This is a genomic window from Thioalkalivibrio sp. AKL12 (assembly GCF_000377925.1).
In the GTDB taxonomy this organism is placed as follows: Bacteria; Pseudomonadota; Gammaproteobacteria; order Ectothiorhodospirales; family Ectothiorhodospiraceae; genus Thioalkalivibrio; species Thioalkalivibrio versutus.
Genome location: NZ_KB898889.1, coordinates 39124 through 63148 on the forward strand (window position 1 = coordinate 39124; position 24025 = coordinate 63148).

Annotated in this window: 18 protein-coding genes and 1 pseudogene; all 19 read right to left on the minus strand. The window is 67.1% G+C overall.

The window, feature by feature from the left end; genetic code table 11:
• Window positions 1-31 precede the first annotated feature (31 nt).
• The 19 genes and pseudogenes from D579_RS0100185 to D579_RS0100290 all read right to left on the minus strand — a co-directional run bounded on the left by D579_RS0100185 (window position 32) and on the right by D579_RS0100290 (window position 23934).
• Entirely contained in the window at window positions 32-1750 is a 1719-nt protein-coding gene (locus D579_RS0100185; RefSeq protein ID WP_018950697.1) for a complex I subunit 5 family protein, read from the minus strand.
• Window positions 1747-3267 carry a complex I subunit 5 family protein gene (locus tag D579_RS0100190; protein ID WP_018937822.1) on the minus strand — a complete coding sequence of 507 codons (1521 nt, stop codon included), beginning with the start codon at window positions 3265-3267 and terminating at the stop codon, window positions 1747-1749. Before D579_RS0100190 ends, D579_RS0100185 begins: the two co-directional genes overlap by 4 nt.
• The gene (locus D579_RS0100195; protein ID WP_018950698.1) at window positions 3267-4751 is read right to left on the minus strand and encodes a complex I subunit 5 family protein; all 1485 of its coding nucleotides are present in this window, start codon (window positions 4749-4751) and stop codon (window positions 3267-3269) included. The genes D579_RS0100190 and D579_RS0100195 overlap by 1 nt, the downstream gene beginning before the upstream one ends.
• A complete protein-coding gene (locus D579_RS0100200) occupies window positions 4748-5170 on the minus strand; it encodes a cation:proton antiporter subunit C (protein ID WP_018649842.1) in 423 nt (140 codons plus the stop codon). The genes D579_RS0100195 and D579_RS0100200 overlap by 4 nt, the downstream gene beginning before the upstream one ends.
• On the minus strand, window positions 5167-6162 hold the full coding sequence (locus D579_RS0100205) for a hydrogenase subunit MbhD domain-containing protein (RefSeq protein WP_018950699.1): 996 nt from the start codon (window positions 6160-6162) through the stop codon (window positions 5167-5169). Before D579_RS0100205 ends, D579_RS0100200 begins: the two co-directional genes overlap by 4 nt.
• Window positions 6159-6455 carry a monovalent cation/H(+) antiporter subunit G gene (locus tag D579_RS0100210; protein WP_018168620.1) on the minus strand — a complete coding sequence of 99 codons (297 nt, stop codon included), beginning with the start codon at window positions 6453-6455 and terminating at the stop codon, window positions 6159-6161. The genes D579_RS0100205 and D579_RS0100210 overlap by 4 nt, the downstream gene beginning before the upstream one ends.
• Window positions 6445-6771 carry a monovalent cation/H+ antiporter complex subunit F gene (locus D579_RS0100215; protein ID WP_018168621.1) on the minus strand — a complete coding sequence of 109 codons (327 nt, stop codon included), beginning with the start codon at window positions 6769-6771 and terminating at the stop codon, window positions 6445-6447. The genes D579_RS0100210 and D579_RS0100215 overlap by 11 nt, the downstream gene beginning before the upstream one ends.
• Window positions 6768-7331 (minus strand): Na+/H+ antiporter subunit E, encoded by a 564-nt coding sequence (locus D579_RS0100220; protein WP_018950700.1) that lies wholly within the window; start codon window positions 7329-7331, stop codon window positions 6768-6770. Before D579_RS0100220 ends, D579_RS0100215 begins: the two co-directional genes overlap by 4 nt.
• Window positions 7332-7374: 43 nt before the next feature.
• A complete protein-coding gene (locus D579_RS0100225) occupies window positions 7375-7944 on the minus strand; it encodes an invasion associated locus B family protein (RefSeq protein ID WP_026289385.1) in 570 nt (189 codons plus the stop codon).
• A gap of 177 nt (window positions 7945-8121) precedes the next feature.
• Window positions 8122-9252, minus strand: a complete 1131-nt coding sequence (locus tag D579_RS0100230) for a response regulator (protein ID WP_018950702.1) — start codon at window positions 9250-9252, stop codon at window positions 8122-8124.
• The gene (locus D579_RS0100235; protein WP_026289386.1) at window positions 9230-11071 is read right to left on the minus strand and encodes a HAMP domain-containing sensor histidine kinase; all 1842 of its coding nucleotides are present in this window, start codon (window positions 11069-11071) and stop codon (window positions 9230-9232) included. The genes D579_RS0100230 and D579_RS0100235 overlap by 23 nt, the downstream gene beginning before the upstream one ends.
• Window positions 11068-11634: a molybdopterin-dependent oxidoreductase gene (locus tag D579_RS0100240; protein WP_026289387.1), complete on the minus strand. Its 567-nt coding sequence runs from the start codon at window positions 11632-11634 to the stop codon at window positions 11068-11070. Before D579_RS0100240 ends, D579_RS0100235 begins: the two co-directional genes overlap by 4 nt.
• Before the next feature lie 146 nt (window positions 11635-11780).
• Complete coding sequence (locus D579_RS14415) at window positions 11781-14696, minus strand: autotransporter domain-containing protein (RefSeq protein WP_081621670.1); 2916 nt, start codon at window positions 14694-14696, stop codon at window positions 11781-11783.
• A 141-nt stretch (window positions 14697-14837) separates the two neighbouring features.
• Window positions 14838-15223, minus strand: a pseudogene (locus tag D579_RS0100265) (hypothetical protein); the annotation flags it as partial.
• A gap of 268 nt (window positions 15224-15491) precedes the next feature.
• Window positions 15492-19253 carry an autotransporter domain-containing protein gene (locus D579_RS14420; protein WP_018950709.1) on the minus strand — a complete coding sequence of 1254 codons (3762 nt, stop codon included), beginning with the start codon at window positions 19251-19253 and terminating at the stop codon, window positions 15492-15494.
• Window positions 19254-19402: 149 nt separating this feature from the next.
• On the minus strand, window positions 19403-20914 hold the full coding sequence (locus D579_RS0100275; protein WP_018950710.1) for a glycosyltransferase family 39 protein: 1512 nt from the start codon (window positions 20912-20914) through the stop codon (window positions 19403-19405).
• The gene (locus D579_RS0100280; RefSeq protein ID WP_018950711.1) at window positions 20911-21591 is read right to left on the minus strand and encodes an HAD-IB family hydrolase; all 681 of its coding nucleotides are present in this window, start codon (window positions 21589-21591) and stop codon (window positions 20911-20913) included. The genes D579_RS0100275 and D579_RS0100280 overlap by 4 nt, the downstream gene beginning before the upstream one ends.
• 286 nt (window positions 21592-21877) lie before the next feature.
• Window positions 21878-22630, minus strand: a complete 753-nt coding sequence (locus D579_RS0100285) for an SDR family oxidoreductase (protein WP_018950712.1) — start codon at window positions 22628-22630, stop codon at window positions 21878-21880.
• A 5-nt stretch (window positions 22631-22635) separates the two neighbouring features.
• Window positions 22636-23934, minus strand: a complete 1299-nt coding sequence (locus tag D579_RS0100290; protein WP_018950713.1) for an FAD-binding oxidoreductase — start codon at window positions 23932-23934, stop codon at window positions 22636-22638.
• Between the last annotated feature and the right edge of the window lie 91 nt (window positions 23935-24025).

Genomic DNA, 24025 nt, shown 5'->3' on the forward strand with positions numbered 1-24025 from the left:
GGGCCGGCCTTTTTCGTGCCCGTGTTAGGGGCTATCCGACCAGCAGCGTCAGGTAGAGCCCGAGCATCGCGGCGGAGAACAGCAACCCGATGGTCTCCCATCGGGTCAGGACGCGTTCGGCGTCTTCCAGGCGCTGGCGCAGTTTCAGGCGCAGTAGCCGGAGGCGTGCCGGCATCCGGCGCGGCCGGGGTGGTGGCAGGGCCAGGTTTCGGTGTGTACGCCGGGCGCCGCTCCAGGCGGCCTCGGCCAGGGCGGCCAGATCGCCCTCCGGCACGCGCGGGGTCTCGCCGTCACGGATCAGCCGGTAGGCGATGCCGGCGAGGACGAGCCCGAGGGCGATCGGCCACAGCAGGGCCAGGCCATAGAGGTCCCGAGGCTCGACGGGCAGGCCGCCGGGCCCGACGGCCAGGACCCCGAACGGGAGCAACAACCCCGTCAGTGCAAGTGCGCCCCAGGCCCACCACCGGTGCCGGTCAAGTCCGTTGGCGGGTGCCTGCAGCCCGGCCTGCCAGCACCACAGGAAACGCAGCAGCAGCACGGTGGTGCCTGCCGCGGCGAGGGTCAGCAGCAACTCCGTATGGGCCAGCCAGCCGGGCAGGGCGTCGGGGGCCAGCGGGCCCTTTAGCGTGTTCTTGGCCAGCGCGCCGCTGGTGAACGGCAGCCCGGCCAGGGCCAGGGCCGGCAACAGGGTGAACAGGGCAAACGCGGCCCGGGCCAGGGGCGTACTCGGCCACTGGTTCTGCATCCCGGCCGTCAGGAACAGCGCGCCCTTCGCCAGGCCGTGGTGAACGGCGTACAGCGTGACAGCGCCCAGTAGCCAACCGCGCGCCTCCGGCAGCAACAGGGCCAGGCCAATGCCGACCGTCATCAGCCCCATCTGCGAGATGCTGGAGTAGGCGAGGATGGTCTTCGGTCGTACCTGCAGGACGCCCACCAGGACCCCGAGGAAGGCCGCTGCCAGGCCCAGCAGGACCAGGGTCTCGCCCAGCACCGCATGCCCGGTGGCGTCTAGCGGCAGCAACCGCATCCAGCCCAGCAGCCCGGCCTTGATCATCGCCCCGGACAACACGGCGCTGGCCGGTACGGGGGCCGCCGGGTGGGCCAGAGGCAGCCAGAAGTGCAGCGGCAGCATGCCGGCCTTGATCCCCAGGCCTACGACCAGCAGTGCGAGCGCCCAGCCCTCGGGGCGGGCGGCTGCCACCGCCGCCAGGCTGGATTGCCCTGCGGCGTGGACGGCCAGGAGCAGGCCCGCGAGCAGCAGGACCTCGCCCAGTACCGCGAGGATCAGGTACACCCGCCCGGCGCGCCACGCCTCCGGCTTTCCGGAGTGGACCACCAGCCCGTAGGCGGAGAGGCTCATCAGGGAGAAAAACAGGTAGAACGATGCCGCGTCCTGCGCGAGGACCAGGCCCAGATTCCCGGCCAGGGCCAGCAGCCAGAACACGTAAAAGCGCTCGCGCCGGGCGTCGTCACGCCGCTCGCCGAGGGCGAATAGTCCGGCTGCCAGCCAAAGGCCTGCAGTCAGGGCCAGAAACGCCCGCCCGGTTGGGTCGACGGCCAGGTGGGTCCCCATCAGCAGGCTATCGAAGGTCGCCTCCAGCCCGGTCGGGGCCAGGGCGGCGAGCAGCAGCCCGGGGAGCGCGGCCCAGGGGACCAGGCGGTTCAGCCGCGCCTGCCCCGGGCGCAGGCCGATAAATACCGCCAGCAGTAACGGCAGCAGTGGGACGGCGAGCAGGAGGATGCTGCTCACAGCCCGAACTCCGGCAGCGAATAGTCGCGCCGCACGATCAGGCTGACCCAGCCCAGCGGGCTCAGCCCCAGCCCGGCGAAGAGTCCCACCAGGAGGCCCAGGGCAGCGGTGAAGACCACCGGAAACAGCAGCATCCAGTGGGTCTCGAAGCGGGTCGGCCCGGCATGTGCGTGCAGCGGTTCATGCCACGGCTCGCGGCGCTCACCGAGCCAGCCACGGATTACCGGCGGCAGGAAATAGGCGGCGTTCAGCAGGCTGCTGAGGACCAGCACGCCCAGCACCCAGGGCATGCCGGCCTCCAGCGCCCCCAGCCCCAGGTGCCACTTGGTCACGAATCCTGCCAGCGGTGGCAGGCCGATCATGCCCAGCGCCCCGAGGGTGAAGGCGAGCATGGTCAGCGGCATGCGCCGGCCGACCCCGTCGAGCTCGCTGATGCGGTGGATGCCGAGGGTCTCGGCGAAGTTGCCGGCGCAGAAGAACAGGGTGATTTTGGTGATGCCCTGGTGCACCAGGTGCACCAGTCCGCCGATGATCCCCAGCGGCCCGGCCAGCGCCACGCCGAGGATGATGTAGGAAACCTGGCTGATGGTGGAGAAGGCCAGGCGCTGTTTCAGGTCGTCCGTGCGCAGGGCCTGGATGGAACCGTAGACAATGGTGATCGCCGCCACCACCAAAAGCCCGGCGGTCAGGCCCAGTTCGATGGCCAGCTCGGTTCCATAGACGTCGTTGACGACGCGGATGATGCCGAAGGCGCCGGCCTTGACCACGGCCACGGCGTGCAGCAGCGCGCTCACCGGCGCCGGCGCGACCATCGCGATGGGCAGCCACGAATGCAGCGGCACCAGCGCCGCCTTTACCCCGAAGCCGATCATCAGCAGCACGAACAGGATCTGGAGGGTGGTCGCGTGCGTCTCCGCGAGACCGTCCAGGTACCCGCCCGGGGTGAAGCCCTCGGCTCCGGCCAGGAGCGTGAGCCAGACAATCGCCGTGAACAGCACCAGTCCGCTGGTCAGCGTGTAGGCGAGATAGAGCCGTCCGGCCCGCAGCGCCGCCGGCGTACCGCGATGGACCACCAGCGGCCAGGTCGCCAGCGTCAGGATCTCGTAGAAGATCAGGAAGGTGATCAGGTTGCCGGACAGGGCAATGCCGACCGTCGCACTGACGCACAAGGAGAAGAACCCGAAGAAGCGGCTGCGCCGGGGCGAACCCTCCAGGTAGCCGATCGCGTAGACGGTGGTCACGAACCACAGCACGGCCGAAAGACTCGCGAACAGCAGCGACAACGCATCGGCGGCCAGGACCAGGTCGATGCCCGGCATCAGCGGCAGGCTGAAGCGGTATTCGTCGCCGCGCAGCACCCCGGCCAGCAGGACTCCGACCAGTGCCAGCTTGGTGCCGGCGCCACCCAGGTTCAGCGCGGTACGCAGGCCCTGGCGATGCTCGGGCAGAAAAAAGATCGCGATCCCCGGCCCGAGGGAGCTGAACAGGATCGCGAGCAGCAGCCAGCCGCCGTCCATCAGGGGGCCCCCGGCGTCAGCGCGAGCGTGTTGAGGGTCAGCGTCCCGGCCAGCCCGGCGAGCGCCGCGACAGTCGCCAGGCCCAGCGGTACCCAGTCCATCCACGGCGAGACCGCCTCGCCGGCATCTTCGTGTCCGCGGTGAAAGGCCGGGGCCACCATCCGGAATATGTAGGCCGCCGCGAGCAGGCCGCCGCCGGCGATCGCCAGCACCCACAGCACGCCGATGACGCTACCGGCCAGGACCGTGCCCAGGCCGGCCTCCAGGAGCAGGTACTTGGCGATGAATCCGCCGGTGAACGGCAGCCCCATCAGGCTGACGCCGGCCAGCCCCAGGGCGAAGACCGTGCGCGGCCGCGCCCGCAGTACATCGCCCAGGTCGGCCAGCCGATCATGCCCGGCGGCGTGCTGCAGCGTGCCCGCCGCGAGGAAGACCGAGGCCTTGGCCAGCGCGTGGACGACCGCGAAGAACACCACCACCCGCCAGGCGCCCGGGTCCACCAGCATCAGCGGGAAGGCGATCAGCAGATAACCGAACTGGGCGACGGTGGAATAGGCCACAATCGATTTGAGGCGCCCGGCGCGCAGGGCCTGCAGCGAGCCCCAGACCAGCGCCGCCACGCCCAGTAGCCCGACGAGGATGCCGAAGGCCGGGGTGGCCAGCGGGGCGAACACGCCCATCCACAGACGCAGGATCAGATAGAACGACCCGGTGACCACCAGCCCTGAGAGCACCGCGCTGACCGGCGCCGGGGCCGACCCGTGGGCCGGCGCCAGCCAGACATGCAGCGGGAACAGCGCGGCCTTGAGCATGAGCCCGGCGGTCATCAGTACGGCAGCCATGCGTTCTGTGGGGCCCGCTTCGGTGCGGGCCTCCAGCAGCACCAGATCGAGGACCCCGTGCTCCCCGAACAGCAGCACCACCCCCATCAGGAAGCTGAGCGAGCCGAGGATGTTGACCAGCAGATAGCGCACTGCGCCGGAGACCGCGGCGGCCGTTCCGGTGAAGGCGACCAGCGCCACCGCGGACAGCGAGACCACCTCCAGCGTGATGTACAGGTTGAAGGCATCGCCGGAGAGAAACAGCATGTTCAGGCCGGCCCACAGCCAGAGCCACAAGGGCCAGAATTGGCGCCGCTCGATCCGATCATGCACATAGCCCAGGCTGTAGAGGCTGGTCGCAAGCCCCACGACGGCCGTCAGCACCAGCAGGGTCATGGACAGTCCGTCCAGATGCAGCATCAGGCCCAGCGGGGCCTCCCAGCCCCCCAGTGCCACCCGTGTGGCCGCGGCGTCCGGATCCGGCCCGGCGTTCAGGAACAGCGCACTCAGACCGAGCACCCAGGCTGTGATGGCGAGCGCCCCCAGCAGGCCGACGCGATGGGCCTGGCGCGGCCAGGCCGTCGCCAATACGGCCACTACCAGCGACAGCGCGACCAGCCCGGCGATCGCCGCCGGGAGCCACTCGGCATTTGCCGGGGTCACGAGGGCCGATCCTCGTCCGAGGCGGCGGGGCCGCCGTCGGCGTGATGTTCGCCGCGCGAGATGTCTTCCACCGGGGCGTCGTCGTCCGGTGGCCCGGGGAGCATCACTGCATGGCCCGTCAGCCGCGTCAGGTGCACCACCAAAGCCAGGGCGAAGGCGGTCGCGCTGACCGCGACCACGATGCCGGTCAGGGTCAGGGCCTGTGCCACCGGGTCCGGCGGGCCCTCGCCGCGGGCGGCCACACCCAGCAGCACCATGAACACGCCCGAGCCCATGATGTTCAGGGCCAGGATGCGCAGGACCAGATGGTGCCGGCGGATCAGCCCGTACAGCCCCAGGGCAAACAGGATGGCCCCAGCGGTGGGGTACAACAGGCCCGGTGCCAGCGTGTGGGCCAGCGTTTCGGCCAGGCCGTTCATGCGTCGTCCCCGGCCGGGCGCCCGGCCACGAACAGGGCCACCAGGGCCAGTGCGATGGACAGCGTCGCCGCGACCTCGATCAGGAGGATCAGCGGGTAGGCCCAGGCGTCCGCATAGCCGAGAAAGCCGTGTCCGGCCACGAGGCCGTACAGCCCCACGAGCAGGAACAGGGCGACGCCGGCGGTTATGCCCAGGCGCAGCGGCGCACCTGGTGCCATCGGCAGCTGGCGGGGCCGCGCCAGTACCAGCAGGATCCCGGCTGCGCCGAGGATGGCCCCGGCCTGGAAGGCCCCGCCGGGGGCGTGGCTCCCGGCCCACAGCACGTACACCCCGGTGACGATCGCGACCGGGACCAGCAGGCGCAGGGTGCCGGGCAGGATCGGGCCCGGGGCCGGACGCGCCGGGATCAGGTCATGTCGCCCCAGCGACCACGCGCCCAGCAGTGCGATCAGGACAATCGCCAGCTCGAGGAAGGTGTCGTAGGCGCGGAAGTTCAGCAGCACCGCGGTGATCGGGTGATCGACGCCGGAGATGTCCATGTGGGCATCCACTACCGGTTCCAGCCCGGTGGAATGCGGCTGGTGCCACAGCGCCGTGACCAGCAGTCCACCGACCACCAGGGCAAAGCTCAGCGCGGGGATAAAGGTCCGGCGTTCGGGCGGCGGGTCGTGCAGCGCCCGCAGCAGGGCATGCGGCCCGGTGGGGTCGGGCGGGGGCGTATGCGGGCGGCCACTGCGACGTTCCGCCATGATGCTGCGCAGGCGTTCCAGCGTGACCAGAAGCAGGGCACCGGTGATGCCCGCGCCGATCGCGGCCTCGGCGAGCGCGATGTCCGGGGCCTCCAGCCGCACCCAGGCCAGCGCCAGCAGCAATCCGAATGTAATGAACAGCACCACGGCCCGGAACAGGTCGGTACTCGCCAGGCAGCGCCAGGCCACCCCGACGATGCCGGCCAGCAGGACCAGATCGAAGAGGACCAGCAGCCCGTTCATCGATCCGACTCGAACTCCCCGTGGGTCCAGGTTCGTTGCGCCACCATGTGCGCGGCGGTGGTCCCCGCGGCCAGGACCAGAAGCCAGATCAGCAGCAGCTTGAGGATGTCCGCCGGACCGCTGGCCTGGAACATCAGTCCGAGTACCACCAGCCCGAGCCCGACGTTGTCGGCCTTGGTCAACGCATGCAGGCGCGAGTAGACGTCGGGGAAGCGCAGCAGCCCGGCGGTGCCGGCGGCGAAGAACACGAGCCCCGCCAGGATTAGGACCACGGTCAGGGTATTAGCGATCATCGTTCGGCTCCTCCGGCTCGGCGGATTCCGCGTGCTGGCGGTGGATCGGGGTATCCGGTGGTTCCGGCAGGCCGTGCTGGCGGACGAAGGCCACGGCCGCGACCACCGCCAGCAGCGCAAAGACCAGCGCCACATCCACCAGGGCGGATTCCTCCAGTGCCAGCGACAGCAGCAGCAGGATCGTCACCCCGGTGGTGCCGAATAGTTGCGCGGCCAGCATCCGGTCCCCGGAACCCGGCCCGCGCAGTACCCGAACGAGACCCAGCAGGATGGTGCCCAGCAGGAACAGCGCCGTGGCCAGGTAGAAGACGCTCACGAGGTTTTCCCGTTGCGTTTGTCGCGGTCGTCACGCGGGTCGCGGAAGGCGGCCCGGATGCGTCGTTCCAGAGCGATCAGCGCCGCCCGGGTGTCGGCGTCGCGATCCAGCACATGCAGGGTCAACAACCGGCCCTCCAGCCGAATGCTGAGCGTGCCGGGCAACAGGCTAATGACCGCCATGAACAGGGTCAGCGGCGGCCCATGGGCCAGTTCGGTTCGGTAGGTCACGAACGCCGGTTGGATTGGCAGGCGCGGATCCAGGGCGCGGCGCGCGACATCCAGGCCGCCCAGAAACGAGTTGCGAAGAAAAAAGCCCAGCAGGCCGGGCAGGGCGCGCAGGCGTAACGGGAGCGGCCGGCCGGTCGGCAGCAGCAGGCTGGCGCTACCGGCCAGAACGATCGCCAGCAGGGCCAGTGGTTCCAGCAGGGCCTCGTGGCCCGCGAGTACCCACCACAGCAGCGCGGCCGCGGCCGCAGTCCCGATCGCCCGCCTGCCACGTGACCGCGCGCGGCCGGGGAAGCCGGGGTTCGGTTGCGAGGAGCGAGACGCGGGCGTCATCGAGTCGCTGACTGGCGGAGGTGCCGAGGTGATCCTGGCGCTCTTATCTCAGCTCGTTGCTGGCGTCGGTGAACCCCATCAAGGACACGTCAAAGACGAACGGTTGCTCCTGGTGCAGGGCGCGGAAGGCCACGGTCAGGGCCTGCCCGCCTCGGAGCGCGCTCATCTGCTGGCTGTTCAGTTCGCGTCCGGCGACACAGCCCTGCTGCACGCAGGTCACGTAGCCGGCGTCCATTTCCTCGCCCGCGTCATCGACCTGCATGCGGATACCGGGTCGCAGATCCACGCCCAGCGGCACCAGCACCTCGATCACATGCTGGTCACCTTCACGGCGGATGGTGGCCTGCAGAAACAGTCCCTGCGCCTGTTCGTCCTGAATCTGCAGGGTCTGCTGCATCTGGCAGCGCTCGCCGTTCGGGGTGTCGATGCAGGCGACCTCCCAGTCCTGGTAGACGGTGGTTTCCGGCTCCTGCTGCACGGGCTGCTGCGGTTGGCCGGGTTGTCCCATGTCCTGCGCCGCCCCCGGGGCGGCGAGGCCCGTGAGCAACAGCGCAACAATGGCAACGAAAGGGCTGCGGCGGACGTGTCGAAAAGACTGGATGGCCATAGGCATGATCAGGGTGGTCTCCGATGTTGAAACGTGGTCCTACTCTAGCGCGCCAGGCAAGGGACTGCTTTGAACCGGTCTCGGTTCCGGTGGTGCCTGCGTAGCCTCTCATGGCCCGGTCGTATAGCGGTCGACAAAGCCGCGGCCCTCGGCGAGGCTCCACTCGACGCCGCGGATGGTGACCTAGCGTACGCGCACCTCGTCTTCCTCGCGCTCGAAGGCGAGGGTCAGCGATCCGGCCAGCACCAAGGCGACCAATTCGGCTTGGCGATGGGTGTCGGTCTTCTGGAACAGGTTGCGCAGGTGGAAGGTGACGGTGGTGCTTGAAATGTCCATCTCGCGCGCGATGTCCGCAGGGCGCAGGCCGTCGGCCAACGCCAGCGCGATGCGCGCTTCGGTGGGGGTAAGGTCGAAAAGCCGTGCGAGGGCGTCTCCCGGTAGCCGGGCGCGTTGTTCGGGATCGGACAACAGGATGACAGCGGAAGGATCCTTGTCACCGTGGGTGTCGTTGCCATCGCCGTGGTTGTGGGGAAGAGGGTAGATCATGGCCAGCAGGTCACGTTGGTGGCCATCACGTGTCAGGCGCATGCATTCGATGGCGTCGCTCGAGGTCTCGCCGGCGTCAAGGACCTGCCGCAGGGCTTGGCGCAGGCGGCGAGCATCTTCGGCATGCGCCGGCTCTGGAGTTCGTCCTTCAGTAAGCGTCATTGTTTGGCTGGCCATGCGTTGCGCGGCGCGGTTGGCGAGCAGCATGCGATTCTCGCCGTCGACCAGAATGACGCCGGGTGCCACCGGGTCCAGGGCGCGCGCGGCGATATCGAGGCTCGTGCGACTTTGCCTTTGCCCGAGTTCGTTGAGGGTGCGCCGCAATTGGGCGAATTCGTCCTCGGTCTTTTCGCGCATTCGGCGGACCTGGCGCAGGCGCGCCTCAACCGTCGCCAGCAGGAGGTCAAAATCGACGGGCTTAACCAGATAGTCGTCGGCACCCGCACGCTTGCCGTCCACCACCTCACGTGGGTCGGATAGCGCAGTGAGGAATACGAACGGCGTCTCGGCCAGATCCGGGCCGCGGGCGCGAACCTCGGCCAGCAGCTCGTAGCCATTTCTTCCGGGCATGTTGATGTCGCAGAGGATCAGATCGGGGCGCACAGCGTCGATCTGTTCCAAAGCTTCGACGCCATGAGCCGCCTCGATAGCGACAAAGCCGGCTTCGCTCAATTCCTCGCAGATGTCCCGCCGCAGTAGGGGTTCGTCCTCGGCACAGAGGACGCGCGCAGCCGGGATGGATGTTTTATTCGATGTGGAGTTGCTCATCCTTATCCTGTCCTCGCGGGAGTTCCAGCGAAAATGTAGACCCTTCGCCTTCTTCCGACTGCATGGTCAGGTCGCCACCCTGGATGCGTGCCAGTTGGCGCGCGATCCCGAGGCCCAGGCCAATGCCGGTGTGGCGCGCGGCATTGCGGGCCCGAAAGAACCGATCGAACAGCTGGATCTGGTCTTCCGGGGGGATGCCTATGCCGTGATCGATGACGTGGCAGACGACCTTGTCCGGGGCGGCGCGCAGCTCGATCTCGATGGGTGCGGTCTCGGGAGAGTATTTGCCGGCGTTCGAGAGCAGGTTGGCGAGGATCTGTTCGACCAGCGCACGGTCGCAGCGGGTCCATATCGGACCTTCGGGTTCAATGCTCAAGTGCACGGGGTTGTCCGGAGTGATCTGGCGCTGGGTCTCCACCGCTTGTTCAACAAGCGGTCGCAGGTCGCAGGTGCCGGCTTCGGCCGCCACGTGTCCGCCTTCGAGGCGGGCGGAGGTCAGGGCGTTCTCGATCAGCCGGGTCATGTGCGCCACGGTGTCACGCAGCTGGCGATAACGTCCCTGGCGAGCGGTGTAGTCCAGGTCATCGCCACGGCGCAGCAGGCGTTGCAGGCCCGAATCGATGATGGCCAGCGGAGTGCGGAACTGGTGCGAGACCATGGAGGCGAAACTGCGGTAGAACTCACTGACGCCGCGTTCGCGTTTCAGTGAGCGTTCGAGATTGTGTGCGGCATCCTTGTAGCTGGTGATGTCCGCGAGGCGCAGGACTTGGCCGCCGTCGTCGGTGCGGCGCAGGGTCATCTGGACCCAGCCGCGTCCGGGAACTTCCAGGTCGTACTGGGCGCCGTCGTCGGCGCTGATGGCCTCCGGGTCGGCGTGTTCGGTATCCGGCCGGGTGACGGCACGGATCTGGTCCAGCAGGGATGCGAGCGACTGTCCCTCTTCGAGGGCGTCCTCGGGCAGTGGCAGCAGGCCGGAAAACTGCGGATTCAGCAGAGTGAGGCGGCCATCGGCGTCGAAAGCGGCGAATCCGTCCGGGGCGGTATCGATCGCATCCACTACGTGCCGGCGTTCGGCCTCCAGGTCGCGGGTGCGCCTGTGCACCTCGATCTCCAGTCGGTCACGGTGCGCGGCGAGGGTTGCCTGGGCGTGCCGGCGCTGACGGAGGGCGATCATCAGCAGGGTCGTCAGGATGATCCCGCTAACGAGGATTCCGACCATCATGATGATGGCTAGGATCAGGCTGGCGCGATATTCGTCCAGCCGATCCCCCGTGGTCTCCCACTCCTCCATCATCACGGTATTCGCAATGCGATTGAGGGCCGACATCAGCGGCTTGAGTTCGGCGTAGACGGCATTCGTGGCCTCGGTGTTGTCCTTGGCGACATCGTCGACGAGGGGTTCCAGTTGGGCCAAGTGTTCGAGACTGCGGTCCAATCGTTCTTGTTGATTGATGCGCCGCAGGTACCGCCGCTGCGGCCCGGCATCCAGCAGGGCCAGGCGGCTGGTGAGCACGTCATAACGCAGCCCGGGACGGGCATCGATGTCGCCGAGAGTCAGCCGGTGGACCTCTTCATCCAGGCGGTGGCTGGCGACCTGTGCCTGGGTGATGACCCAAAGCATGTTCTCGTCCACGTTGCGGCGCATGTCCTGCTCCAAATCGTGCAATTGCACCAGCGATATGCTGAGGAAGGTCGCAAAGGTGACCACTGCCAGTAGTGGGAGGACATACGTGGAGACACGGCGCAGGCTGCTGATGGAGCCGCGGCCGGGCGCATGCCCGAGTGCCGCTCGTTGCTCGCTGGCTGGCTGGGCTGTCATCGCACCTTTAGATGTTGCAACTGCCACACCCAGCGATAGTCGTAGCGGATGTCGTCCAGCGCGGCGTGATTGTCGCGCGGGTAGACGATCCACAATGGGCCCTTGTCGCGCCGGGTTAGCGTGTCGCCATCCTGAGTATGGGCGATGATGACGTCATAGTCGTGGAAGTCCTCCATTGGGATATTGACGATGTAGTCGTTGAGGGCCACGGCCACGACTTCTTTCCCGTTTGCGCCCAGTGCTTCCAGCAGATCCCGCATCAGGAAGCCCTCGAAATGGTTGACCCCGTCAGTGACCACCGTGGTGGTCTTGAGGTCTCTTTGCGGCAGAAGGTTCAGCATCGCGCGGTCGAGTAAGGCGCCGTCCCCGTCGTTGGCATGCTGGATCGCTCCTTCGACTCGAAGGATGACCTCGCCTTCGGGTTTGGCCATCGGATCGAACCCTCCATTCGTCACGCCGGAATTTCCGGCGAACGCGCCTGCTGGAAGGGTGATCAGGATGGCCAGCAGTGTTGGAACGCAGAGCGCGCGTCGACATGGTTGATGAATTCGAATGACAGACATTAAAAAGCCTCCGGAAGGTGGGACTCACCCGTTCGGAGGAGTCTCTCGCGAAAGGCCCCTGCTATGAAAGTTCGGACCATGCCTCGACGTTTATAACAAGCGGATAAGACTCGGCCCCCGTCAGGGGACCGAGCCCGTGGGGCCCTTTACCAGGTACGTCGGAAAGATACTCCGACCGCGTGGAGGTCATCCGACCCGGCGATTTCGCCCTGGTAGCCGACGTTGAGGAAGGAATCCCCGTTGAGGCGGGCATCGAGTCCGACTGCGATGCGGGCGCGGTTTCGGCTCAGACTGGGGCCGTCGATGGTGAAGCCAGTGGCGGTGTCGCCGGCGAAGGCAGTGTTCATGCGGCTGCTGCGATCGCCGTGTTCGTGGACCCAGGCGGCTTCGACATAGGGGGCCATGTAGCCATTGGTGGTTTCGAACGCCTTATCGAAACGAACACCAGCCTGGCTGCGCAGGGAGTATTCGTTCTCACGGTCGACCTCGAGGTTGGCGGCCCCGGCGCCGGATTCGGAGAAGCTGTTACGACGCAGGTACTCGTAGTCGAGCCCACCGAACGGGGTGAGGGTTGCGGCTTCACCCACTTCGAAGGCGTAGCCGGCCTCGATACGCGAGCCGATGCCGGTTGCGGAGTAGTCAGCCTCGGCGGTTTGACCGACGGTCGCAACGAAGCGCTCGGTGTCGGCACTGTGATAACCCACGCCGACACTGCCGCGGACGTAGAGGGCATCCCGCTGCCAGCCTCCATAGCCGGCGAGGTGGATGGAGTCGACATCGACATCGCCGCCGGCGGTATCCGCGCGGTTGCGGACATAGCCCATGGCAGCGCCGAGGTGCAGCGAGTTGGATATCGGGGCGTCGAAGCCGACGGAGAGACCGGTGAAGCGGTAGTCGGCACCGGTAGCATTGGAGGAGTCATCGATGTCGCCGCGGCCGCCTTCGGCGCTGACCCACCAGCCGCGGGCGGTTTCCGCATCCTCGCCAAGCAGGCCGCGCGACTGCCCGGCCGAGGCGAGCTGGACGCCGGCGAGCTGTTCGAGGCTGGCGGTTTCGCCAAGGGTGGAGGCGCCAGCGTGGCCGGTGAGGCGGCCAATAAGCCCGGCTCGGAAGCGCTGGCCGCCGCGCAGGGCGATCTGTTGTGCATGGGTGTGGTCGACCCCGGAGAGGTCATCCAGGCTCGCACGTGCAGAGTCTTCGTCCATGACAATCACGTTGGCGACGATGTCCTCGAGACCGCCGCTCTGGGTTGCGGTGTCGATCGCCCCTGCCACCGCGAATTGGTTCGGTGTCCTGGCGACGCTGGCGACATCACTGCCCTGAATCAGTGTCAGGAACACGTTCTCATCGTCGTACGACAACTGCGGGAACAGGAAGGCAAAGTCATCGCTGATGGAGCCAAACTCGCCGTTCACCTGGTTTGCCGTGAGGATGGTGTAGGTGGTTTCAGGTGCCCAGGAGCTGCCATCCGCCGTTGGGTCCTCGGGGGTGACGTGCACCGATGCGCCGCCGTCGATGTCCAACTGGCCCGAGACTGTGACCGAGTCATTGTTTACGCCCGCGACATTACCCCCGTCGTCCACCTCGACCACAAAGGTCGATCCGTCGTCCAGCGTCAGGTCGCCGTCCACAGCGAGAGAACCGATAGAATTGCCGGGTGCAAGCAGCCCTTCGATAGTTGTTGTACCGGTGACGGTACCAGTCCCGGACAGGCGCCCGCGTGCGTGAACATCAATGACGTCCGCCGTCAGCTCGCCGTTAACGACGGCTTCGCTCAGCGGGTCATCTTCAGCAGCCCCCCCGATTCGGCCGCGGCCCAGGACGTCGACTTCCGCTCCGTCATCGATTTCAAGATGCCCACGGCCAAGAATCCCAACCGTAAGTCTTCCGTCAAGATTGCCAGTCGTCGACTCGCTGATTTCCCACCGGGCTCCCGAGCCGGTGACGCGGACGGTGCCTTCAGATCCTGACCAGTAACCAAGAATCGGATTACTGCGGCTCGATACTAAAGCGTTGTCTCCCTCAATCAACAACTCACCAGCGCCGTGGTTTCCAACCCGGAAATTGTTCCCCGTATTCCAAGACGCATTATCGCCGACGCTCACGATGCCTGTGCTGCCGGAGGCGGATGCGATATGGGAGTTCGTGGTAGAAGCAACCGTCGCTCCGTCCAGGATATCCATGTGGCCGTGTCCCGCTTGGCCTACCCGTAATACATTCGTATCCAAGGTAGAGTCATCGCCGGTAACGATGAGCGTGCCGTCACCGGTTTCCTCTACACCGAGAGCGACTTCGTGGCTACCACTCAGGGGACCCTCCTGCACGGTGACCTCGCCCCCATTCTCAATCCGGAGCGTGCCTGTTCCGGCGTCTCCGACCAGCAACCCTTCCGCCTCAAATGTCGATCCATCCCCGTCAACAATGATGGTCCCTGTTGCATTTTCCCGGAAGCCTGCGACGACGGGGGAGGAGTTGAGCTGCTCGAAGCGACCTCCATCTTCGATGCGAAGCGTGCCTTCTCCTGCCCAGCCGACCGTCAGCTCCTCTTCTTCTTGAATCCACTTGGCGTCGTCTCCTGAAATTACGACGGTTGCATCATTTGAAGGAAAGGTCCCGATTGATGATCTACGGGTCGAATTAACCTCGGCCGCTTCCTGGTCAGAGTTGATCTCCATGCGGCCAAAATACATTTGAAGGAGTTCCAGATTCAGTTCGCCGTCGTCCTGGACCTCCAGCTGCCCGTTGATCAGCCTCAGCCGGCCCGTCTCGCCTGTCTCGTTGTTGAGCACGACGACGGCGTCACTGTCGTTGATGGTGGCCCACAAATCCGAGCCAGGAACAGGGGCCCCTTCGTCCCAGTTTCCATCTTCAACCCAGTTGTCATCTTGATCGCCGGCGGTCCAACGCGTCTCGACTGGCGTGTCAGCGGTGGCGCCGCCGATGCTGATGGCCAGGGCGGAGGGCATTAGCAGGCAAGCGGAGATCACGCGACGATGCAGTGGACCTTGCGGCAGTGCACGGCGTACGGCATGGCTGATGGACGTCTGCGGAAATGTTGGCATGCTAAATCCCCCCGGATTCTGACTTGGACAAAGCGGACTTCGCCACCTTGTGTGGCACGTATCGCAATTCTGAACGCGGGGGGGCGCTTTGGCCCCGTCTGTTCGGAGGGGGAAACGTAACGGAGGTGAAAAAGAGAGAGGCTAATGAATGGCGGGATTGGCGTGGCGGCCGACCAAGTCGCAGCGGCCTTGTCGGGGAGTCAGTCTGGGAAGTCGTAGTAGCGGTCCAGCGCCGGGTTCAGGACCTGTTCGTGGTAGGCGGCGCAGTCCAAGCTATGGCCCTCGCCAATCGACCATTCGACGCCGGGGATCGTTACCTTTTTGGCCCGGACCTCGTCGAAGAAGGGCTCCCCCTGCGCCGGGTCCAGCACGCCGCGGGTGGGGACGTAGAGCCGGTTGGCCCCGTCCAGGGCGCGGAAGTCGGTCAGCAGGTCGTCCTGGCGGCCATAGTGCGAGCCGGGCCCGAACACCCCAACCTCGCGGCCGGCGTAGTAGCCCAGAACCGCCGAGCGCGAGTAGCTGCGGGTGTGCGCGTCAAAGTACATCCATCCCCATCTTTCCGAGCAGCATGGCCACCAGGGCTGCAAGAATGCCGGGCGCATGCGCGCCGGGCGGATGAAATTCGGACGACGGACATGAAAACCTCCGGACGGATGGTAACCACAAGTTCGAAGGCAGTGTCGCGCGAAATCCTGCCCCATGGAAGAAGGGGGAACTCGCGCACTGGAAACAGTGTGCCGGAACGTGATCCGGGACACCCCCTCCGGATGGAGGGGGCGCGGCCTGCGAGGAGCCTTACCAGTTGCGCCGGAAGGTCAGGCCGATGGCGTGGAGGTCGTCGGAGGAGGCGATTTCGCCCTGGTAGCCGACATTGAGGAAGGAATCCTCGTTGAGGCGGGCGTCCAGACCGGCGGCGACTCGCACGCGATCCCGGCTGAGGCGGGGACCCTCGATGGTGAAGCGCGTGGACGTATCGGCCGCGAAGGCGGTGTCCATGCGGCTGGAGCGGTCGCCGTGCTCGTGCACCCAGGCAGCTTCGGCGTAGGGGGCGACCCGGCCGCCGGTGGTTTCGAACGCCTGATCGAAGCGCACGCCGGCCTGACTGCGCAGGGAGTATTCGCTTTCGCGATCCACATCCAGATTGGCGGCCCCGGCGCCGGATTCCGAGAACCCGCTGCGGCGCAGATACTCATAGTCCAGTCCGCCAAACGGGGTCAGTCGGGCCGTGTCGCCGATCTCGAAGGTGTAACCACCCTCGGCCCGCATGCCCACGCCGCGCGCGGAGTAGTCTGCTTCCGCGGTGCGGCCGACGGTGTCAACGAAGCGCTCGGTATCGGTGCTGTGATAGGCCATGCCGACGCTGCCGCGGGCATACAGGGCATCGCGCTGCCATCCGCCGTAGCCGGCAAGATGGACGGAATCGACGTCGATATCGCCCCCGGCGGTGTCGCCGCGGTTGCGGGTGTATCCCATGGCCGCACCAAGATGGAGTTCCTCGGAAACCGGGGCATCAAAGCCGACGGTGAGGCCGCTGAAGCGGTAGTCGGCGCCGCTGGCGTTGCGGGTGTCGTCGATGTCACCGCGGCCACCTTCGGCATTGACCCACCAGCCCCGCGAGGTTTCCGGGGAGTCGTCCAGCAGCCCCCGGGGCTGTCCGGCGGAGGTGAGCTGAAGGCCGGCGAGCTGCTCCAGGCTGGCGGTTTCGCGCGGGGCCTGCGCGTCCCCGGGCCCGGGCATGCGGCCGGTGAGGCCGGCACGAAAACGCTGGGCGCCCCGCAGGCCGATCTGCTGGACGTGGGTGTGGTCGACGCCGGACAGGTCGTCCAGCGCCGCGCGGGCGTTGTCTTCGTCCATGGCGATGAGTGCATCCAGAACGGGAGACATGTCGGCATTCTGCGTCTGTTCATCGAGGCCGCCCGCTACGGCCCGCTGGTTGCGGGTACGGGCTACATCAACGAAATCCGCCACCTGAGTCAGGGTCAGATAGACCTGATCCGAACCGTAGCCCAGTTCGGATTCCAGAAATGCGAAATCATCGGTGACATCGCCAAACTCGCCGTACACCGCCTGCTCGGCGTTGAGGATCGTGTACGTCGTTTCGGGGTCCCACGTGCTTCCGTCATCGGTGCCGTTTTCGGCGGTGACGTGCACGCTGGCACTGTCGTCGATATGGATGTCACCTTCGACGGTCACGTAATCGTTGTTGACCCCGGCGGTATTGCCACCATCGTTGACTTCCACCCGGTACACCGAGTCCTGGTCCAGCGTCAGGTCGCCGTTGCTGATGGTCAGACTGCCGATGGAATTGCCGGGTGCGAGCATCCCGCGAATGGTGGCGTCGCCATGAACCTGTCCGTCGCCTCCCAGTTGGCCTCCGGATTCGACTTCGAGGCCGTCCTGGCTGGCGAGGGTCCCGTTGACCACCAGTGTTCCCCGCGCATCCGGATCGTCTGCCACGATCACCCGGCGTCCGGCCGAGACTTCGGAATCCGGGGCGATTTCCAGATGACCCCGGCCGTTGTAGCCGACCCTGAGGCTCTGGGATACGATCCACTCGGAGTCCGATCCGGAGACGTACACGGAACCATCACCACGGTCGTTGAAGCCGATCCACCCGCTATCGCTGGTGACGGTCGCTCCGTCTTCGATGTCGAGCCGTGCGGTGCCCGAATTCCCGATGCGCAGAAGACTGCCTACTTCCCAGGTGGAATCGGGGCCCGCCACCCGCCCGCTGGCGCTGCTGCCCGGATGCACCGCGAGTGAGGCCATGGACTGACTTTCGACTTGGGCGCCATCCAGGATCTCCAGCTGGCCGTGGCCGAGGCGCCCGATTCGCAGGGTGTCGCCGGTCTGCAGAATCGAGTCCGGTCCGGTGATGCTGACTTCGCCATGAGAACCGGATTCGTGTCCGATCCAGCTCTCGCCCCCGACGGTGACCCGCCCTCCGTCGCGGACTGCGAGATCGGCCGAGCCATCAAAGCCGATAAACAGCCCGTCGTGCACCGTCCATCCGGATCCGTTGCCCCGGATCGTCGCCGTTCCCCGGGCGCCGTCCTCGATGCCGAGCCCACCGACGATGGATTCCGCTTCACCGCCGTTGCTGAGCTCGAGGTCGCCTTCGCCTCCGATCCCGATTCCCAGGACGGACTCCGTGCCCTGGCCGGTAATCTCCAGCATCGAATCGGACCCGTCGATGACAACGGAACCCTCCGAGCCGGATTCGTCGGCCACAAGGACGCGTTCACCGGCCTCGACCCGAGCGCCGTCAACGATGTGGAGTGCTCCTTCGCCCGTTTCTCCGACGAAGATGTCGTCCCCCGCCTCCCAGCGGGAACCCGGACCGCGGAGCCGGACGAAACCATCGCTGTCTTCACCGTGGGCAATGTGGCTCATCCCTTCGGTGACCAGTTCGCCACCGTCCAGGACCTCAATCTGGCCACTGCCGGCATCGCCGACGGCCAGGGCTCCCTGCGCGGTCAGGCGAGAACCGGAGTCGGTAATGGTGGCTTCGCCCCGTCCCGAGGCCAATCGACCCAGCAAGACATTTGTACTGTTGACTTCGCCCCCGTTCCGGATGTCGAGGTGGCCTTCACCGCTCCATCCGGCCGTCAGATTGCTGGTGGTCCAGCTGGAGTCGTCGTCGGTGACGCTCGCAGTCCCGTGACCGGTAGCGTCAAAGCCAAGATAGGTATTGCCACTGGTGACTTCACCGCCGTTGGCGATGGTCAACTCCCCGTGACCGCCGCGCCCGACGGCCAGATAGGTCGTGATGTCCCACTCCGCATCATCGACTTCAACCGATCCGCTGGAGCCTTCGTGAAAGCCCACGTCGGCGTCCCAGTGTTCGGCAATGGCTTCGTCGTCCATTTCGAGCGTGCCGGTTCCCGAGGTACCGACTAGCAAGGAGTCCCCGACAAGCGTTGCATCGGTGATCCGGATGGTTCCGTTCGAGTCCGCACTGTTCCCCATGAAGGTGGTTCCCGATCCCTGCTCGAATCGGGCGCCATCCTCCAGGACCAGTGTGCCGGTGCCACCTGCCCTACCCAAATTGAAATTGAGACTGTTGTGCTGCCATTCCGCATTACCGCCGGAGATCACGGCTTCTGCGTCGGCGGAAGGCCATCTCCCGATGTCGACACGGGCGTTGGTGACGACGGCGCCTTCCACCCGGAGGTTCGCGGTTCCCTGGAGGCGGAAATCGTCGTGGGTTTCGAGCGAACCGTCCGTCGTGATTTCCAGCTCTCCGTCAAGGAGTTGAATCCCGTCGGCTTCCGCTCCCGTATCAGCAATCTGTACGCGGTCATCCTCGTCGAGGATCAGGGCCTCGGTGTCAGCATCGGGGGCATCCTGATCCCAGTTACCGTCCTGAAACCAGTCGAAGTTGGCCGCAACGCCGTCGGTCCATTCGGTCTGATCGGCGCCGGCTCCGTTGATCCCGATGGCGAGGATAGCGGGGGCCACCAGTCCGGGGATGGTCCAGTGGCGGCGGGCGGAGGCGCGCGGCCTCAGAGCACGGTAAACGGCATGACTGAGCGGGGTGGGTCGAAATACTGGCATCCTGAGTCTCCCTGGAATCCTTGTGTGAACGAAACACGAAGACCCGCGAAATGGGGCGGGTACAGGGATTCTGGCGCCTCATGGCGCGTCGGGCCCCGTCTGAACGGGGGGGGGCGGGATTTTTGGGGCGCTCAGAAGGCCCCGTGGGGTCACGGGGTGTCGGCGTAGCGCTCGCGGAAGGCGCAGCGGCCGTCGGGGAGCCAGGCGGGGATGTCGTAGTAGCGTTCGAGGGTCGGGCGCAGGACGTCCTCGTGGTAGGCGGCGTAGTCGAAGCCGCGGCCCTCGGCGAGGGTCCAGTCGACGCCGCGGATGGTGACTTCGCGTATGCGCACCTCGTCGAAGTAGGGCTCGACCTGCGCCGGATCCAGCTCGCCGCGGGTAGGGACGTAGAGCAGGTTGGCGCCGTCAAGGGCGCGGAAGTCGGTAAGCAGGTCGTCCTGGCGGCCATAGTGCGAGCCGGGGCCGAAAACCCCGACCTCGCGGCCGGCGTAGTAGCCCAGTACCGCCGAGCGCGAGTAGCTGCGGGTGAAGACGTGCCAGTCCGCGTCGTATTCGCCCACCACCCCGGCCACCGATTCCGGGGCCAGGTAGAACACGGCGTCGGCGTAGCGGTCCTGGCCCTTCAGCCATTCCACCGGCATCAGCGCGAGGGTCAGGATCGCGACGGCGTGCAGCATCGCGAGGGCCCCGGAGAGCCAGCCGCCGAGCGTCAGCGAGCGTCGGGCCAGGAACAGCGCGGGCAGCAGCAGGAAGGGCGCGAAGGCGGCGAGCCAGTGCAGCCCGATGCTCTTGAACGGGGCGAGCAGGGCAAACAGGATCAGCGGGATCAGCCCGGCGGACAGGAACACGCCCAGTTGGTACTCGCGGATGCCGGCGGCCAGGGCGCGCCACTGGCGGGCGTAGAACCACAGCAGCCAGGGCGTGAACAGATAGACGAGCAGGATCGCGTAGGTCAGCCAGTTGCCCGGGTCGAAGCCGCCGTCGCCATGCCGGTTCACGACGTTGAACATCACGTTGTACCAGCAGTTGTCCCAGTTCCAGTACAGGTTGAGGGCGACCGCCGGCACCACGCCGAGGAGGATCAGCAAGAGGCCGCGCCAGTGCTGCCGCGCGAACAGCAGGATGTGCACCCCCAGCGCGATGCCCAGGAGCACCGCGAAGTACTTGGACAGGAACGCCAGCCCCAGGGCCAGCCCGGCGAGCAGGAAATAGGCCGCGCGCCCGGTGCGCAGCGCCAGCCAGGCGAGGCCGGTGGCGAGCAGGGCGAACAGGATCAGCGGGGTGTCCGTCGCGGTGATGACCGCAATGAAGAACAGCGGCATGAACAGCGCCAGCAGCGAGACCAGGCGCGCCCGGACCGGATCGGTATGTCGCCACCAGAGAAAGACCGCAAGCGCCGGGGCCATGGAGGCGAAGATGCCCAGCGCGCGGATCGCCAGCGGGTGGTCCGACAGCGGCAGGATGGCGCCGAGCCACCAGCCGATCATCGGCGGGTGGTCGTAATAGCCCAGATCCGGGTTATGGCCCCAGATGAGGAAATAGGCCTCGTCGCCGGTGATCGGCAGCGCCCATGCCATGCCGATCTTGACCAGCAGGACGGCCAGCAGGATCGCGCCGTAGTGGCGCGCGAGCCACGGCCACGCGGTGGGTGTCGGTCTCACTCGGGGGTGTCCTCCAGGGCGGGTCCGTGGACGCGCCGGAAGCGGCCCCGACGCAGCTGGTAGCCGCTGCGGGCCAGCTCCAGCATTGGCTGGTCGGCGTCGCTGTCGCCGTAGGCCGCGACCAGGTCCACCGGCTCCTCCGGGGGCAGGGTCGCCAGCCAGGCGGCGATGGCGGCCGGCTTGGCCGCGCCCCGGCAGTTGGTACCGTCGAGGCGCCCGGTCACGCGTTCGCTGTCATCGACCGCCAGGCGCGAGCTGACTACGCCGGCAAGGCCGTGGCGCTCGGCCCAGGGCTGCAGCCAGAGATCCAGCGAGGCGGACACCAGCACGCAGTCATGGCCCGCGGCCTGGTGGGTCTGGAGCGCGCGCATGCCCGCCGGGCGCAGCAGCCGGTCCAGGCGGCCCTCGGCGAACTCGCGGCCCTTTGCCTGCAGGTGGGCGAGGGTCTCGCCGGCCAGCATGCGGGTTAGCACGGCTTCCTTCGCGTCCTGGTTGGAGAGGCGCTTCAGCGCCAGGCCGGTCAGGGCGGGGAGGCAGTCCGGCAGGCGTCGCAGGAATTCCACTGTCCCCAGTGCGTGACGCAGGAAGGGGAACAGGCTGTCGCGCCGGGTCAGGGTGCCATCAAAATCGAACAGCACGATGTGCCGCGCGGGGCCGGGCCGGGTGGGGGCGGACATGGCTAGGGAAACACTGATCCATGTACACGCTCGCGCTCGAGTCGCTTTTGCGTGCGAACAAGGCGCGGTGACTGCCGTGCAGTCATTCTGCACAAGGGAACCGCAACGCCGTTCCCACGCAAAAGCGGCCGAGCCCCTGCATTCAATCGCTTGTGGGGTTGGCACCCCAGGTTCCCCGATCCTGCGTTGCGGCCCTTGCCGGTAGAACCACTACCGGCTGCGCACCGCGCCTGGTCTCGGCAAACCTGGGGTTCCAACGCGAGTGTGTACATGGATCAGTGTTTCCCTAGAGCTTGAGGCGCTTGAACAGGTATTCGGGGATCAGGCGGATGATGGTCATGATGACCCACCACTTGCCGGGCAGGTAGGCCACGTCGCGGCCACGGTGCATGGCGCGGACGATGCCCCGGGCGACCGTTTCCGGTTCGGCCCACAGGGCGCCGGCGCGGTTGAAGCCCTCGGTCATCGGGGTGCGCACGAAGCCGGGCTTGAGCGTGACCACGTCCACACCGCTGAAGAACAGCCGGTTGCGCAGCCCCTGCAGGTAGATCGCGAGCATGCCCTTCGCCGTGCCATAGGCGTAGTTGCTCTGGCGCCCGCGGTCGCCGGCGACCGAGCCGATGGCGGCGATCACGCCCCGGCCGCGGGCCTCGAAGTCCGGCGCGATGCGGGCGAGCAGGGCGATGGCGCTGGTGCCGTTGACGTGGATCGCTTGCAGGGTCTCGTCCACCGAGGCGTTGCAGGCCGCCTGGTCGGGCAGGGTGCCCCAGGCCAGCAGCACGCTGTCCACCTCGCCCAGGGCCTCCTGCGCCTGTTGCCAGATGGCCGCGTGGCCGTCGATGTCGGCGAGATCCGCCGTGGCGCCGAGGATGCGGGCGCCGTCCGGGTCGTCGCCACGCACCCGCAGGTCGGCCAGCAGGGCCTCCAGCGCCTCGCCGTCGCGGGCCACGCAGAACAGCCGGGCACCGGTGTCCACCAACTCCCGCGCCACCGCAGAGGCAATGGCCGAGGTGGCACCAAAGAGGACAACGTTCTTCATTGGGTTCATGCAGTCACCCTGCGCCAGAAGCCGGAGGAGAATTCGGGGTCCACATACTCGGCGAAGGCCTCCCAGCGGGGGAACCCCTGGCGGAAGACGTCGGCCGGCATGCGTGCGTCCTTCGCAGGGTACAGGGCACCGCCGGCCTCCTGCACGATCGCGTCCAGGCGCGCGAACAGGCGTTCGGTGTCGCGGCCCTTTTCCGGGAAGTCCAGCGCGAGCGTGGCACCCGGGCGCGGGAAGGACAGCAGGCCCGGGGCGGCGCGGTCGCCGAAGGTCTTGAGCACCGCGAGAAACGAGCCCTGGCCACTGGCGGCGATGGCATCCAGCAGGGCCTGCACGCCGTCCTTTGAAGCCGCTGGTGGCAGCACGCACTGGTACTGGTAGAAACCGTTGTGACCGTAGATCCGGTTCCAGTGCCGGATCGCGTCCAGCGGGAACAGCCAGGGCAGGTGATGGACCGCGCGCGGGGTCGCGTGCACCGGCTGGCGGTAGTAGAGGTGGTTGAACGCGCGCAGGGTCAGGCGGTTGACCAGCGACACCGGCGGGTCCAGCGGGATGCTGCGGCGGTGTTCGTGCCAGGCGTCCTTGCGCGGCGCGGTGGTCGCATGGCGCCCGCCGCTGTAGATGCCGCGACCGACCCGGCCGCCGGCTCCCGGGTTCAGGCAGTCGATCCAGGCCACGGTGTAGGGCCACTCGCGCTCGGACTGGGTGTTCAGTTCCCAGAACGCGTCCAGCGAGTCGAAGCGCTGCGACCAGGCGCGCATCCAGGCGCTGCGGATCGGGGCCAGTTGCAGGGTCACGGTCTCGATCAGGCCGGTCAGGCCCAGGCCGCCGACGGTCGCGGCGAACCAGTCGGGTGTGTTCTCGGGGGTGACCTCCAGCACCTGGCCATCGGAACGACGCAGGGTCAGGGCGCGTACATGGTCGCCGAAGCTGCCGGCCTGGTGGTGGTTCTTGCCGTGCACGTCATTGGCGATCGCACCCCCCAGGGTAACGAAGCGCGTGCCGGGCACCACCGGCGGAAACCAGCCGCGTGGCACGGCAAAGCGCAGCAGCGCATCCAGCGATACCCCGGCCTCGGCCGTGAGCTCTCCAGTGGCGGCGTCGAAGGCCACGAAGCGATCCAGCCCCGGCGTGTGCAGCAGCGAGGCCAGGGGATTCAGGCAGACGTCCCCATAGCTGCGCCCCAGCCCGTGGGCGAGCAGGGGGCGTGGCACGTCGGGCAATGCCCGCCCGCGGCGACCGAGCGCGACCTCGGCCGCGTGTTCCACCCGAGGGATGCGGTTCCAGCTGGCGGTCATGCCATGGCCTCCGCGCGCCCAATGTCCCCGTCATTGCGAGGCCGCTGCGCGGCCGCGGCACAAAGGCGCGTAGCGCGTTGAACGACCGCAG

Coding starts and splice junctions, on each gene's coding strand:
- D579_RS0100285 (WP_018950712.1), bottom strand. CDS start 22,630: ATGAAGAACGTTGTCCTCTTTGGTGCCACCTCGGCCATTGCCTCTGCG.
- D579_RS0100190 (WP_018937822.1), bottom strand. CDS start 3,267: ATGGACGGCGGCTGGCTGCTGCTCGCGATCCTGTTCAGCTCCCTCGGG.
- D579_RS0100230 (WP_018950702.1), bottom strand. CDS start 9,252: ATGAGCAACTCCACATCGAATAAAACATCCATCCCGGCTGCGCGCGTC.
- D579_RS14420 (WP_018950709.1), bottom strand. CDS start 19,253: ATGCCAGTATTTCGACCCACCCCGCTCAGTCATGCCGTTTACCGTGCT.
- D579_RS0100235 (WP_026289386.1), bottom strand. CDS start 11,071: ATGACAGCCCAGCCAGCCAGCGAGCAACGAGCGGCACTCGGGCATGCG.
- D579_RS0100205 (WP_018950699.1), bottom strand. CDS start 6,162: ATGAACGGGCTGCTGGTCCTCTTCGATCTGGTCCTGCTGGCCGGCATC.
- D579_RS14415 (WP_081621670.1), bottom strand. CDS start 14,696: ATGCCAACATTTCCGCAGACGTCCATCAGCCATGCCGTACGCCGTGCA.
- D579_RS0100225 (WP_026289385.1), bottom strand. CDS start 7,944: ATGCCTATGGCCATCCAGTCTTTTCGACACGTCCGCCGCAGCCCTTTC.
- D579_RS0100240 (WP_026289387.1), bottom strand. CDS start 11,634: ATGTCTGTCATTCGAATTCATCAACCATGTCGACGCGCGCTCTGCGTT.
- D579_RS0100290 (WP_018950713.1), bottom strand. CDS start 23,934: ATGACCGCCAGCTGGAACCGCATCCCTCGGGTGGAACACGCGGCCGAG.
- D579_RS0100200 (WP_018649842.1), bottom strand. CDS start 5,170: ATGAACGGCCTGGCCGAAACGCTGGCCCACACGCTGGCACCGGGCCTG.
- D579_RS0100280 (WP_018950711.1), bottom strand. CDS start 21,591: ATGTCCGCCCCCACCCGGCCCGGCCCCGCGCGGCACATCGTGCTGTTC.
- D579_RS0100210 (WP_018168620.1), bottom strand. CDS start 6,455: ATGATCGCTAATACCCTGACCGTGGTCCTAATCCTGGCGGGGCTCGTG.
- D579_RS0100220 (WP_018950700.1), bottom strand. CDS start 7,331: ATGACGCCCGCGTCTCGCTCCTCGCAACCGAACCCCGGCTTCCCCGGC.